Raw genomic sequence first — 12729 nt, 5'->3', positions numbered from 1 at the left:
GAAAATAACTTTAGTAAATTTGCAAAAAATATACAATCATGACAAAAATCACTATAAAAGAGACTCAAAATCCGACTATTTTAAAGTTTGAGTTTGAAGACTTTATTACACAGAATCAAAATTTTGAATTCAAAAACATTGATGAAGCTCAAGCTTCTCCTTTAGCTCAGCAATTATTTTACTTACCATTTGTTAAAACTGTTTATATTTCAGGAAATTTTATTGCTATCGAAAGATATAGCATTGTAGATTGGGACGACGTTAAAGATGCTGTAGCAGAGCAAATTAGTGCTTTTGTTGAAAAAGGTGGCGTAATCATTAAAGTTGACGAAAATAAAGCTAAAAAGCAGCCTATTACTGTTTATGGAGAAACTACTCCAAATCCTTCTGCATTAAAATTTGTTGTAAGCAGAATGCTGACTCGCAACGCTGTAGAATACAAAAATATCGACCAAACGGCTTCTTCTCCATTGGCTCAGGAATTATTTAAATTTCCTTATGTAAAAGAAATTTTCATTGACGAAAACTATATTTCTGTCACTAAATATGAAATCAATGACTGGTCTGAAATTACTTTAGAATTAAGAACATTCATTAAGCAATTTATCGAAAATGGAGGAACAGTTTTAGACGAAAGTCTAATTCAAACTGCTACCAAAAATGAAGCTACAAAAGACGAAGCTTTCGACAAATTAGATGTTACTTCTCAGCAAATCATTAATATTTTAGAAGAATATGTAAAACCAGCTGTAGCTGCAGATGGTGGAAACATTGCTTTTGAATCTTATAATGAAGAAGACAAAACGGTAAAAGTACTTTTACAAGGTGCTTGCAGCGGTTGTCCTTCTTCAACTTTCACTTTAAAAAGCGGAATCGAAAATATGTTGAAAAGCATGTTGAATGATGAGGCTATAAAGGTTGAAGCTTCTAATGCTTAATTTTTATAAAAGATAATATTTTAAAAAAGCGTCTCAATGAGACGCTTTTTTATTTTTAATCGCTTAATATCAATTATTTAAAAATAAAAAAACGACAAATTCTATAAAATTAATTAATATTGTAATCTTAACCAATTAATTAAAAACCATGGGATTATCTTCATTTTTTAAAAATTTATTTGGCTCAACAAAAGAGTCTGCCACAGAATTGGCTAATAGTGCTGAAAGTACTTTAGAACATGCAAAAGAAGCCGCTGCGCCTTATATTGAAAAAGCAGAAACTTTTGCAGAAGAAGCTATCGAAAAAGTAAAAGAAGTTTCAGAACCAATTATTGACAGTGCTGCAGAATATGCTGAAAAAGCAAAAGAAACTGTAACAGAATACGCTGAAAAAGCGACTGAAGCAGTAAGCGACGTTATTGATTCTGTAAAAGAAAAAGCAGCCGCTTTAACCAGTGACGACAGTCCAGAAGTTATAACAGAAAATGTAGTTGATGTAAGTGAAATTAGTGACGAAGAAGACGGTAAAGCCTAAACATCATTTTCTAATAATGTAAATATTTCTATATTTGCAGTACCAATTTACCTTCTCTTTGAGAAGGTTTTTTTATTTTAAAAATCATGAACCTTAGCCCAGAACAAGTCAGTAAATACATCTCTAGATTTATTGACATTTTAGTTGATTATTCACCAAAATTAATTTCTGCATTTTTAATCTTATTTGTCGGTCTTTATGCCATCAGATTGATTAATAGAATCATCAAGAAAATAATGATTCAGCGAAATTTAGACCCAACATTAACAAAATTCCTCTCCGATATTTTGTTATGGGCCTTAAGAATCTTATTGTTTGTAACCTTTATTTCTAAGTTAGGTATTGAAACTTCTTCTTTTGTAGCCATCTTAGGAGCAATGGGACTTGCAGTTGGTTTATCATTGCAAGGGTCTCTTTCTAACTTTGCTGGCGGAATGCTGATTATTGTTTTTAAGCCATTTAAAGTTGGAGATACAATAGAAGCGCAAGGAGTAATTGCAACAGTTTTGGAAATTCAGATTTTTGTAACCAAAATGCTTACTGCAAATAACCAAACAGTATTTGTTCCAAACGGTTCACTTTCTAACGGAAATATTATTAATTATTCAATGCAGGGAGAAAGAAGAGCAGATTTAACTTTTGCTATTTCTTATGATTCTGATATTAAAAAAGCAAAGGAAATACTTTTAGATGTTCTGAATAAAAACCCAAAAGTATTAAAGAAGCCTGCTCCAGAAGTTTTTGTAAAAAACCTATCTGCTAGTTCTATCGATTTTGCAGTTCGTCCATGGGCAAAAAATGCCAATTATGGATCTGTTTTTTCTGAAACCTTAGAGAATTGTAAAATAGCATTAGACGAAGCCGGAATCGCAATCCAACCGTACACAATACAGAAATAATTATTGCTTTTTTGGAGGAGCAATCATAAAATCTTTTAAATAATAAGGCTCAAAATAAGCGACATCTACAGTGTCGCTTTTTTGATATTTATCATAACTGATTTTACTCATCGCTTGTGCTGAAGGATATTTTACATCTTCTAAAAAGACAAAATTATCCTTCGTTAAAACAGCTTTACATTTGTCGGCACAATCTCCAACAAAGTAAAGCTTGTCATTATATTCTTGAAATGAATTTTCGTCAATAATCTCCGCTTTAATACCTCTGTCAATTGTCAAATCTGAATTGAAAATGGCACTGTAGACTTCCATTCTGCGTGCATCTAACATCGGAATAATTTTTCCATCGGTAACTTCTGCCTGAGAAGCTAAAGTTTGAAGTGTATCTACAGCAATTAAAGGAATGTTTAAAGCGTAACATAAACCTTTTGCCGCCGAAACACCAATTCTCAACCCAGTGTAAGATCCTGGCCCTTGACTAACAGCAATTGCCACCAGATCCTGAACCGAAATTTCTGCTTTTGCAATTACTTCTTCAATAAAAACATGAAGTTTTTCTGCATGCGAATATCCTTCGTCTGCAAGTTCGTTGCAAGCAATTGTTTTTCCATCTTTTGCGACAGACACAGAACAATTTTTAGTAGCCGTTTCGATGTTGAGAATAAAAGACAAGGTATTAAATTTTAAATATTATTGAATTCTTTTTATTATTTTTTAGGAGCTTCTGCTTTCTTAATTTTTACTTTATCTCCAGAATTAAGATCTTTAGAAACAGTTGTATATGGTCCCGTAATAACTACATCTCCTGCTTTTAATCCAGACATTACTTCAATATTAGTATCGTCTTGAATTCCTGTTTTAATTATTCTTATTTGAGCTTTATCACCCACTTTTACAAAAACGCATTCGAATTTTTTATCATTCTTTGGAGCTGTTTTTTTCTCTTCGTCTGGAGACTCCATTTTAATTTCTTTTACAGCTGCCGTATCAGATTTTACTACAACAGAACTAATTGGCACAGCTAAAACATTTGCTTTTGTTGTTGTAATAATATCAACTGTTGCCGTCATTCCTGGTCTAAATGGAGAATAAGTGCTTGGTTTTCCTTCTAAAAGATCTTGATAAGATTCTTTTAAAATACGAACTTTTACTTTGAAATTAGTTACCTGATCTGAAGTAAGTGTTGTACTAGCAGAGTTAGAAATACTAGTTACAATTCCTTTAAACTTCTTTTTTAAATAGGCATCAACTTCAACATTTGCTTCGTCACCTATTTTAATCTTTACAATATCATTTTCATTTACATCTACTTCAACCTCCATATTGTTAAGATTTGCCACACGCAAAAGTTCTGTTCCCGCCATTTGTTGCGTTCCCAAAACTCTTTCACCTAATTCTACATTCAAAACAGAAATTGTTCCGTCTGCTGGAGAATAAATGGTAGTTCTGCCTAAGTTATCCTTAGCTTCTGTAACAGATGCTGAAGCACTTTGAACATTGTAATAAGCACTTTGTTTTGTGGCTTTGGCAACTTCATAAGTAGAAACCGCTTTGTCCCAATCAGATTTTGATATTACACCTTTGTCGTACAATACTTTATTACGGTCGTAATTTGCTTTTGCTTCTTTAAAACTTGCATCAGATTGCGTTAGACTAGCTTTTGTTCCAGCTAAATTTGCAACAGATCGATCTAAACCTGAGGTATATAAGTCTGGATTTATTTTTACCAATAATTCTCCTTTTTTAACAACCTGTCCTTCTTTTACATTTAATGCTATGATTTCGCCCGAAACCATCGAAGCAATTTTCACTTCAATTTCTGGCTGAATTTTACCTGTTGCCGAAACAGTTTCAACAATTGTTGAAGCCATTACTTTTGAGGTTTCTACTTCTTTTCCTTCATCCTTATTTCCTATTACTCCCGCTTTTGAAAGACCGATTAAAGCTATAATGAGCACTAATGCACCACCTACTAAGAAATAAATTGTTTTTTTTGACATAATAGATTATTTTGTAATAATTGGAACAATTGGAATTCCGAAATAAAATTCAAGTATTTTAATTTTAAACATGTAATCGTATTTTGTTCGAATTACATCAGATTGTGCATTAGTCAATAACGTTTGAGCTTGCGTGAAATCAAATGCATTCATCAAGCCTACATCATATTTTTCTTTAGCAAAATTGTAAGCTTGCTGTCTAGCTTCTAAAGTAACTGTCGCCGCTTCAAAAGTATTTAAAGCTCCTCTTGCATCTGTAAAAGCCGTATAAACGTTACGTTGCAAATCTAAACTTTTTTGTTCTAAATCTATTTTAGATTTTTCTAAACTTACCTTGTTACGCTCGACATTGTTTCTTGCTGAGAAACCATTGAAAATTGGCACAGAAAGCTGGAAACCAAAAGACTGTCCTTTATTATCGTTAAACTGATCAAGTATCGGATCTGCTTTTCCTAACACAGGAACATAATTATCTTGCAAAACAGCCTGATTAGTTCCCTGTACATAACCAATTTGTGATGTTGGGTTTGCAGTATTTGGAACCGATCCTCTTATAACATCAGAATAACTTGCTCTGGTATTAAAGCTGTAAAAAGCACTCAAAGTTGGCTGGTAAGCACCTTTTGCAATTGCTACATTTTTTTCAGCAATTTCTAGATTAGCCTGAGCTAATTTCAATTCTGTTCTGGTCTCTTTGGCTTTGTTGTAAATTTCAACAGGAGATTGAGCTAAAATATTGTTTTCATCTTTAACATTTGTATCATCAACTACATCAAAATCAGCAAACTCTTTTAATTGTAAAAGTTGTGCTAAACTCAATTTTGAAATCAATAAATTATTTTCTGAAACAGCAATATTTTGTTTGTCTGTTGCAACGGTTGCTTTTAAATCGAACAAATCTCCACGAGGAATTGTTCCTGCTTTTACCATTTCTTCAGAACGGGCAAAACGTTTCTCGTCAATAAGCAATTGTTCTTTTTTTACTTTTAAGTCTTCTTTATTAGACAAAATCTGCAAAAATGCACTTGCTACATTCAAAGAAATATCTTCTTGCATTTTCAACAATTGATATTGCGAAGCAACAATAGACAATTTAGCTTTTCTGTAAGCATTTTGATTTTGAAGTCCTTTGTAGATATCAACTCCAGCACTCACTCCAAGTGAAGAATATTGTGTAGTTGAGTTACGCAAAATACCTGTAGTAACATCCTGGTTCAAACCAATATTCCAAGAGTGAGAAGCGTTTCCATTAACAGATGGAAGATAATTTCCTAATGCCGCTTTTTTATCAATGGAAGTGTTTTTTAAATCTAACTCCGATTGTTTAATCGTAATATTATTTTCTAATGCGTAGCGAACACATTCCTCCAAAGTCCATTGTTTTGATTGCGCTTGGCTAGTTAATCCGAAGCCGAATAACATTGCAAAAACTAGACTATTATATTTATTTATTTTCATATTTTTTTAATGAAAGCGCAGTAAACCGAACCACGCAAATTTAACATTTTTTAAAACCAAAAAACCCTTTAAACTTTCAAATTAGCTTATTTTTTTTCTTTGTCCGTTTCGTTAATTAAGCCTTGATTCCAGATTTTTATTTTATCTGTATCTTTTAAACCGCTTTTAACTTGAACATAGATTCCGTCACTAACTCCAAGAACCAAATCTCTTCTTTGAAATTTTTGCGGAGCCGTTTCAATTTCCACATAAGGCTTTTGTGTTTTTTTGTCAAATTGAACCAATGATTCTTTAATAGCCAGAATTTTATCTGCTTTTTCTAAAATAATAGAAGCATTTGCACTCAATCCAGCTCTAATAAAAGTATCGTCTCTATTAATCATTTGTGCTTTTATTTCGAACTGAATTGCGCCATTTTCGGTTACTCCTTTTGGTGCAATGTAATTTAAAACTGCTTCAAATTTTTTGTTTTCGATAGCTCCAATCGTAATTTCAATTGGCATTTTCTCTTTGATTTTTCCAACTTCAGACTCATCGATTTTTCCAATAAAAATCATTCTTCCAACATCTGCAACACTTGCAATTGTTGTTCCTTCGTTAAAGTTATTACTTTCAATCACTTGATTTCCAACTTTTACCGGAACGTCCAAAACCATTCCGTTTACTGTTGAACGAATCAACGTATTGGCATAATTTCCTAATGAAGAAGTTGTTCCTGTTTTCACAATATCCAAACTTTGTTTTGCTGCCAAATAAGTTTGTTTCGCTTGATTGTAAGCAACTTGCGCGGCATCAAAATCGTTTGCAGAAATAACATCTTTTTCAAACAATGTCTTTTGTCTCTTATACAGTTTTTCTTGATTATCTAAAGCTATTTTTGCCGTTGTAACCTGATTCTGAGTACTGCTTACATTAGAAACATTTGCTACAACCCTAATTTTAGCAATCATATCACCAGCTTTGATTTTTTCACCAGCTTTGATATATACTTCTTCAATAATTCCTGAAATGTTTGGTTTGATTAAAACCTCTTCATCAGGCTGAATATTTCCTGTCGCAATGGTATTCTTTACGATAGTTTTAATTTCTGCTTTCTCCGTTTTAAATACAACTGGCGGTTCTTGATTTTTAGCATACAAATAATAAAGTGCGCCAAAAAATACAATTGCAATAAATATTAAAATGGTTACCGTTACTCCTTTTTTCATTTGTTTTTGGTTTAATCGATTTTATTTTGATTGATAATTTTATTCTGTTCTTAAAGCGTCTACTGGCTTCACATTAATTGCCGTTTGAGCTGGAATAAATCCTGCAAGCAAACCTGAACCAACCAATATTAATAAAGCCACAAATACTACTCTTAAATCTACACTCGGATTGGCAAACATGGTGTTTCCGTCGGAGGGCATTGAATCTAAAGCCATATTTAAAAGTGCTATAATTCCTGTGGCGACGGCTATTCCGAGCATTCCAGAAATGATGGTTAAAAATATAGATTCTGATAATATTTGTGCTCTAATATTTCCTGGTGTTGCTCCTAAAGCTCTTCTAATTCCGATTTCCTTTGTTCGTTCTTTAACAACAATAAGCATAATGTTAGAAATTCCGATTACTCCAGAAATCAAAACTAAAGTTCCAACAAAATAAGCAATCACTTTTAGGATATTAAATAGACTTTGTACTTTATTAAATTGCTCATACAAATCAAAATTTCCGACTGCACGTTCATCTGTCGGATTAACTGAGTGTAAAGCTTTTATAATCTCTAAAATTTTTGGCTTTAATTCTGTTATAGAAGATTCGTCTTTTGCTGTTAATGCCATCCAACCAACTTTATCTCCATAGTTAAAAGCCTGCTGAAAAGTAGTAAAGGGAATAAAGATATTCTTTTGTTCTTGTTCGGCATTTCCTCCCTGCTGCTTGGATTTATAAACTCCAACTACCATAAAGTTAATCCCATTAATCTTTATATAAGTCCCTACTGCTTCTTCTTCTTTTCCGTAAAGTTCGCTGATAACACCTTTTCCAATTACCGCAACTTTTCTGCGTTCATTAATATCTTGCTGATTTACAAAACGCCCTTTAATGATATCCATTGGCTGCTGTTTGATCAGTTCAGGATAATCTCCATAAATTGTAAAAGCTGAAGTTTTAGTCCCTCTTACAACATTATTTGTCCCGTTAAAATCTCCAAGCTGATTTCGTGGCGAAACATACAACAAATCTGGAATGGCTTGTTTTAACGCTGCTACATCACTATTCCTAAAATCATAACGACGTGTTTTTGGCAAACCTTTATACGCTTTTGATGTCGTTTGACTCCACATAAACATCGTATTTGTTGCTATTCCATCAAAACCTTTTTTCACACCATTTTCTAGACCATTTCCGGCAGCAAGTAATATTACCAAAATAAAAATACCCCAAAACACTCCAAAAGCAGTCAGTATCGTTCTGAATACATTTGCTGTTAAAGCCTGTAAAATTTCGTCCCAATTATCTTTACTAAACATAATTATTCGTCTCTAAGTGCTACAATAGGTTTAATTTTGGCTGCTCTGTAAGCTGGAAAAAATCCAGCCATTGCTCCTGCAAAAACAAGCAAGATTAAAGTGGTCAATGCCACACTAAAATCTACTTCTGGATTTCTAAAGAATTCACTTTGAACCATTGGCCCAACAAATTCTAACAAAAGTAAGCTACCTAATAAACCAACAAAACCAGCAATTGTTGTAATAAATATTGATTCGTGAAGAATCATTGAAATGATTGAAAATGGCGAAGCTCCAAGCGCTTTTCTAATTCCAATTTCTTTCGTACGTTCTTTCACTATAATAAGCATAATATTACTTACACCCACAACTCCAGCGATAATGGTACAAATACCAACCCACCAGAAAAACAATCTGATATACAAATTCAAGTCATAAAATTGTTTAGCATCTTTAACCGAATTATAAGCACCTATCCCACTATCATCTTCAGGAGCAACCATATTTTTGCTTTTCAGCAGATTTTTCAAATCTTGGGTAAACTTTTCAGATTGCGCTAATGCTTCATCGTAGTTATCTGTCTTTTTTAATGTAAAAAACAGATTGCTAATTTTATCGCCTGCACCAAAAGTTTTCTGAACAGTGGTTAACGGCAAATAAGCACGAGTTTCTTCTCTTTCTCCTCCCGGATCGGTAAAAACTCCAATTACTTTAAAACTAATATTGTTGATTAAAATTTCTTCACCAATAGCATTTTTATCTTTAAGCAAATCGGTTTTTAATTTCATCCCAATAACAGCAACTTTTGCATTACTTTCAATGTCTTTAGCATTTACATAACGCCCTTGAACTATGGTTAAGTTTTCAATTCCGCCATAATCCGGATTCACTCCTCGATACTGATAATTGCCAGATTCTTTTCCGTAAGCAAAAGACTGTCCCCAATAATTCTGTGTCGAAGCTCTTAAATCTAATTTGTCTTCAAATTTTTGAACAGATTGATCGTAATCGCTATTTCGAAATTGAATTTGACGACCAGGATTTAATCCTTTATATTCTTTAGTTGTTGTTCCCGACCAAACCTCAATAATTCCAGCAGCATCACGTTCAAATTGTTTTTCAATTCCGTTCTGGAGACCTTTACCCGCTCCGAGTAAAATCACCAAAATAAAAATTCCCGAAGCCACAGAAATTCCGGTCAAGAATGTTCTTAAACGGTTCTTAGAAATAGCTTCAAATATTTCCTGCCAACGTTCGATATTAAACATAAGACGAAGCTCTAACTTGTTCTACTTTTTTATCGTCAATAATTAGTCCGTCTTTTAGGACCACGTTTCTTTTGCACATTGCGGCAATATCAGGTTCATGTGTAACAATTAGGATTGTTTTTCCTTCATCATTAATTCCTTGAATAAGTTCCATTACTTCATAAGAAGTTTTCGTGTCAAGCGCACCTGTTGGCTCATCCGCCAATAAAACTTTCGGATTTGAAGCAAGTGCTCTAGCTATAGCTACACGTTGTTTCTGTCCTCCAGAAAGCTCACTTGGCAAATGATGCGAATGGCTTCCTAAACCTACTTTTTCTAAATATTTCATTGCAATTTCATAACGCTCTTTCCTTTTTATACCTTGATAGTATAAAGGCATTGCAACGTTATCCAAAGCACTTTTATAATTAATTAAATTAAAAGATTGAAAAACGAAACCTAAGAATTTGTTTCGATATCTTGATGCGATGGTTTCGTTTAATTTTTTAATTGGTGTTTTATCCAAAATATAACTTCCAGAATCTGCCTCATCCAAAATTCCTAAGATATTTAGAAGCGTCGACTTACCAGAACCAGACGAACCCATGATTGCAACTAATTCACCTTCTTCAATATTAAAATTAATACCTTTTAATACATGCAGTTCAGAACTTCCCATTTTGTAGGACTTGTGTAAATCTTTAATTTCAATCATGGTATTGTTAAATTTTTAGACAATAATAACATTTTTATTAAGTAATTTATGATAATAAAAAGTTAATACTTTCGTTACATTTTTGTATAAGACTTCAATCTTTACTAATTGTTACACTTTTTTAAGAAAATATGATTGTTTTTGTAATTTTACTCCAGTATTAAAAATTCATATTAATGAAACTTACTTCGATCATTTCAGTATTTACTGCTCTTATCCTATTTGCAGGCTGTTCATCTTCTCAAAAATTAGAAACATTAAAACCAGAACCAGACGATGCAAGTCCACTGATTTACGATATCACTCCTTCCTTTATCAATCTACCTATTACGATAAAACTAACCGATATTGAAAACCAAACCAATGCCGTTTTAAATGGATTGATTTACGAAGATAATACAATCGATGATGATGATATCGAAATGAAAATCTGGAAACAGGCTCCTATTAAGATTCAAAACGATCCTTCAAATCCAGATAAAAAACTTAAAACAATTTTACCGCTTAAAGCGAACATCAAATATCGTATTGGCACAAAAAAATTAGGTGTGGAATTATATGATATTAGAGAATTTAATCTAAACGGAACCATTACATTGTCTAGCGAAGCTGCCTTGACAAATTGGAAACTTACCACCAAAACTGAATTTAAATCTTTAGATTGGAGCGAAAGTCCAACAATGACCGTTTTTGGTAAAAATATGCCAATTACTTACCTAATAAATCCTGCTATTTCTATTTTTAAAAGTAAATTGGAAAAGAAAATAGATGAAGCCATTGAAAAATCAATGGATTTTAAACCGAATGTTCTTCAAGCTGTTGAAAAAATCTGCACGCCTTTTCAAATGAGCGATACTTATGAGAGCTGGCTTCGAATTGTTCCTATCGAAATTTACTCAACCAACGCTAAACTTAAAAATGATTCCTTTTTATTAGATATGGGAATGAAATGCAATATGGAAACAATTGTTGGCAAACAGCCAGAATCGAAGTTTAATGCCAATAAAATTGTTTTAAAGCCTGTTGCAAAAATTCCAAACCAAATCTCTGCTAATATTGCCGCAATTTCGAGTTATGTTGATGCTTCAAAAATTATGACCAAAAATTTTGCCGGTCAAGAATTTGGATCTGGAAGCAAAAAAGTTACTGTAAAAAATGTATCTATCTGGCACAAAGACGGCAAAATGGTAATTGCATTAGATGTTTTAGGTTCTATAAATGGAACACTTTATCTGAATGGATTTCCACAATACAATCCTAAGACCAAAGAAATTTATTTCGACAAATTAGATTATGTATTAGATACCAAAAGCAAACTAATGAGAACTGCAAATTGGCTTGCTCAAGGATATGTTTTAAGAAAAATGGAGGAAAGCTGTCGATATTCTATTCAGCCAAATTTAGAAGAAGGCAAAAAAAGTATGGCTAGTTATTTAAAGAACTATTCTCCAATGCCTGGTGTTTTTGTAAATGGAAAAATGGAAGATATTCAGTTTGATAAAATCCAGCTAACGAATCAAGCTATAATCGCTTTTATCAAGATAAACGGAACTGTAAATGTTTCTGTGAATGGATTAAAATAAAAAAAGCAGTCTAAAATTTAGACTGCTTTTTTACTTTTAGATTTATACATTTTATAAATCAAATAACCGATTATTACTACCAATAAATAAGGAATTACCATTAAATAAACAATTCCATCATTTACTGCTTCTGCTTTTTTAGCATTTGAATCTCCAGATAAAGCTGCACGACACATGGCGCACTGGGCATTCATTGAAATTCCAATAAAGAAAAAACAAATTCCAAAAAAGAAAGTTTGAAACTTTAATTTAGAACTTCGACCTATATTTTGTTTATTAATTAGCATAATAAGGAGAAATCATTAAAAATACCACAACACCTGTCACAGCAACATAAAGCCAGATTGGAAAAGTGATTTTAGCTATTTTTCTATGTTTATCAAATCGCTGTCCAAGAGCTCTCACGTAAGTAATTAAAACAAGAGGAATAATTGCTATTGAAAGCAAAATATGCGTAATCAGAATAACAAAATATACCAATCGAAGCGATCCCACTTTAGCGCTTTCTAAAACATCCAAAACACCATCATGATTAGAATCTCCAAATTTAGTAGAATCTGCAGTCATGTGATACGCAACATACATAACTAAAAACGCAACAGACAATGCAATTGCAAAAGTCATTAATCTTTCATGAAGTTTTTGTTTGCCATTTTTAATTGCTAAAACAGCCCAAACCAAAACCACAGCCGTGATTCCATTTGTAGTAGCGTAAATGGGAGGTAAAAATGACAATGGCTCAACATCGAATCCAAAATCCTTAAGCTTAACTCCAAATAAAATTGCAACAACAACCGGAATTACAATTGAAACTGCAACGATTAATTTATTATATTTTTTTTCTAAAGAATTATCTTCCATC

At 32.5% G+C, this 12729-nt stretch carries 13 protein-coding genes; 4 read left to right on the top strand and 9 right to left on the bottom strand.

Annotated elements, in window-relative coordinates; genetic code table 11:
* Positions 1-38 precede the first annotated feature (38 nt).
* The 3 genes from HNP35_RS05715 (at position 39) to HNP35_RS05705 (ending at position 2372) form a co-directional block, all read left to right on the top strand.
* Positions 39-938, top strand: a complete 900-nt coding sequence (locus HNP35_RS05715) for a NifU family protein (RefSeq protein WP_184157798.1) — start codon at positions 39-41, stop codon at positions 936-938.
* A gap of 148 nt (positions 939-1086) precedes the next feature.
* Entirely contained in the window at positions 1087-1473 is a 387-nt protein-coding gene (locus tag HNP35_RS05710; RefSeq protein WP_184157799.1) for a YtxH domain-containing protein, read from the top strand.
* 86 nt (positions 1474-1559) lie between these two features.
* Positions 1560-2372, top strand: a complete 813-nt coding sequence (locus HNP35_RS05705; RefSeq protein ID WP_184157800.1) for a mechanosensitive ion channel family protein — start codon at positions 1560-1562, stop codon at positions 2370-2372.
* Here HNP35_RS05705 and tsaB read toward each other — a convergent pair whose 3' ends face one another.
* From tsaB to HNP35_RS05670, 7 genes are all read right to left on the bottom strand, one after another.
* Positions 2373-3044 carry a tRNA (adenosine(37)-N6)-threonylcarbamoyltransferase complex dimerization subunit type 1 TsaB gene (gene tsaB / locus HNP35_RS05700; RefSeq protein ID WP_184157801.1) on the bottom strand — a complete coding sequence of 224 codons (672 nt, stop codon included), beginning with the start codon at positions 3042-3044 and terminating at the stop codon, positions 2373-2375. It abuts the gene before it with no gap.
* A 35-nt stretch (positions 3045-3079) separates the two neighbouring features.
* A complete protein-coding gene (locus HNP35_RS05695) occupies positions 3080-4372 on the bottom strand; it encodes an efflux RND transporter periplasmic adaptor subunit (RefSeq protein ID WP_184157802.1) in 1293 nt (430 codons plus the stop codon).
* A 6-nt stretch (positions 4373-4378) separates the two neighbouring features.
* Positions 4379-5830, bottom strand: coding sequence for a TolC family protein (locus tag HNP35_RS05690; protein ID WP_184157803.1), 1452 nt, complete (start codon positions 5828-5830; stop codon positions 4379-4381).
* An 86-nt stretch (positions 5831-5916) separates the two neighbouring features.
* Positions 5917-7038, bottom strand: a complete 1122-nt coding sequence (locus HNP35_RS05685; RefSeq protein WP_184157804.1) for an efflux RND transporter periplasmic adaptor subunit — start codon at positions 7036-7038, stop codon at positions 5917-5919.
* 39 nt (positions 7039-7077) lie between these two features.
* Positions 7078-8343: an ABC transporter permease gene (locus tag HNP35_RS05680; RefSeq protein ID WP_184157805.1), complete on the bottom strand. Its 1266-nt coding sequence runs from the start codon at positions 8341-8343 to the stop codon at positions 7078-7080.
* A 2-nt stretch (positions 8344-8345) separates the two neighbouring features.
* Entirely contained in the window at positions 8346-9590 is a 1245-nt protein-coding gene (locus tag HNP35_RS05675) for an ABC transporter permease (protein WP_184157806.1), read from the bottom strand.
* Entirely contained in the window at positions 9583-10284 is a 702-nt protein-coding gene (locus tag HNP35_RS05670; RefSeq protein WP_184157807.1) for an ABC transporter ATP-binding protein, read from the bottom strand. The genes HNP35_RS05675 and HNP35_RS05670 overlap by 8 nt, the downstream gene beginning before the upstream one ends.
* A 176-nt stretch (positions 10285-10460) precedes the next feature.
* Here HNP35_RS05670 and HNP35_RS05665 point away from each other — a divergent pair, with 176 nt between their 5' ends.
* On the top strand, positions 10461-11867 hold the full coding sequence (locus HNP35_RS05665) for a DUF4403 family protein (protein ID WP_184157808.1): 1407 nt from the start codon (positions 10461-10463) through the stop codon (positions 11865-11867).
* A gap of 17 nt (positions 11868-11884) precedes the next feature.
* On the opposite strand, the gene HNP35_RS05660 is transcribed toward HNP35_RS05665, so the two are convergent.
* Positions 11885-12061, bottom strand: a complete 177-nt coding sequence (locus HNP35_RS05660) for a hypothetical protein (RefSeq protein ID WP_411268041.1) — start codon at positions 12059-12061, stop codon at positions 11885-11887.
* Between the two features lie 82 nt (positions 12062-12143).
* Positions 12144-12728 (bottom strand): DUF420 domain-containing protein, encoded by a 585-nt coding sequence (locus tag HNP35_RS05655; RefSeq protein WP_184157810.1) that lies wholly within the window; start codon positions 12726-12728, stop codon positions 12144-12146.
* Position 12729: the final 1 nt, after the last annotated feature.

This window comes from Flavobacterium notoginsengisoli, from assembly GCF_014207905.1.
GTDB lineage: Bacteria > Bacteroidota > Bacteroidia > Flavobacteriales > Flavobacteriaceae > Flavobacterium > Flavobacterium notoginsengisoli_A.
The sequence above is the reverse complement of the archived record's forward strand: the minus strand, read 5'-3'. Positions and strand labels throughout refer to the sequence as shown.

Coding starts and splice junctions, on each gene's coding strand:
- HNP35_RS05715 (WP_184157798.1), top strand. CDS start 39: ATGACAAAAATCACTATAAAAGAGACTCAAAATCCGACTATTTTAAAG.
- HNP35_RS05710 (WP_184157799.1), top strand. CDS start 1,087: ATGGGATTATCTTCATTTTTTAAAAATTTATTTGGCTCAACAAAAGAG.
- HNP35_RS05705 (WP_184157800.1), top strand. CDS start 1,560: ATGAACCTTAGCCCAGAACAAGTCAGTAAATACATCTCTAGATTTATT.
- HNP35_RS05695 (WP_184157802.1), bottom strand. CDS start 4,372: ATGTCAAAAAAAACAATTTATTTCTTAGTAGGTGGTGCATTAGTGCTC.
- HNP35_RS05690 (WP_184157803.1), bottom strand. CDS start 5,830: ATGAAAATAAATAAATATAATAGTCTAGTTTTTGCAATGTTATTCGGC.
- HNP35_RS05685 (WP_184157804.1), bottom strand. CDS start 7,038: ATGAAAAAAGGAGTAACGGTAACCATTTTAATATTTATTGCAATTGTA.
- HNP35_RS05680 (WP_184157805.1), bottom strand. CDS start 8,343: ATGTTTAGTAAAGATAATTGGGACGAAATTTTACAGGCTTTAACAGCA.
- HNP35_RS05675 (WP_184157806.1), bottom strand. CDS start 9,590: ATGTTTAATATCGAACGTTGGCAGGAAATATTTGAAGCTATTTCTAAG.
- HNP35_RS05670 (WP_184157807.1), bottom strand. CDS start 10,284: ATGATTGAAATTAAAGATTTACACAAGTCCTACAAAATGGGAAGTTCT.
- HNP35_RS05665 (WP_184157808.1), top strand. CDS start 10,461: ATGAAACTTACTTCGATCATTTCAGTATTTACTGCTCTTATCCTATTT.
- HNP35_RS05660 (WP_411268041.1), bottom strand. CDS start 12,061: ATGAATGCCCAGTGCGCCATGTGTCGTGCAGCTTTATCTGGAGATTCA.
- HNP35_RS05655 (WP_184157810.1), bottom strand. CDS start 12,728: ATGGAAGATAATTCTTTAGAAAAAAAATATAATAAATTAATCGTTGCA.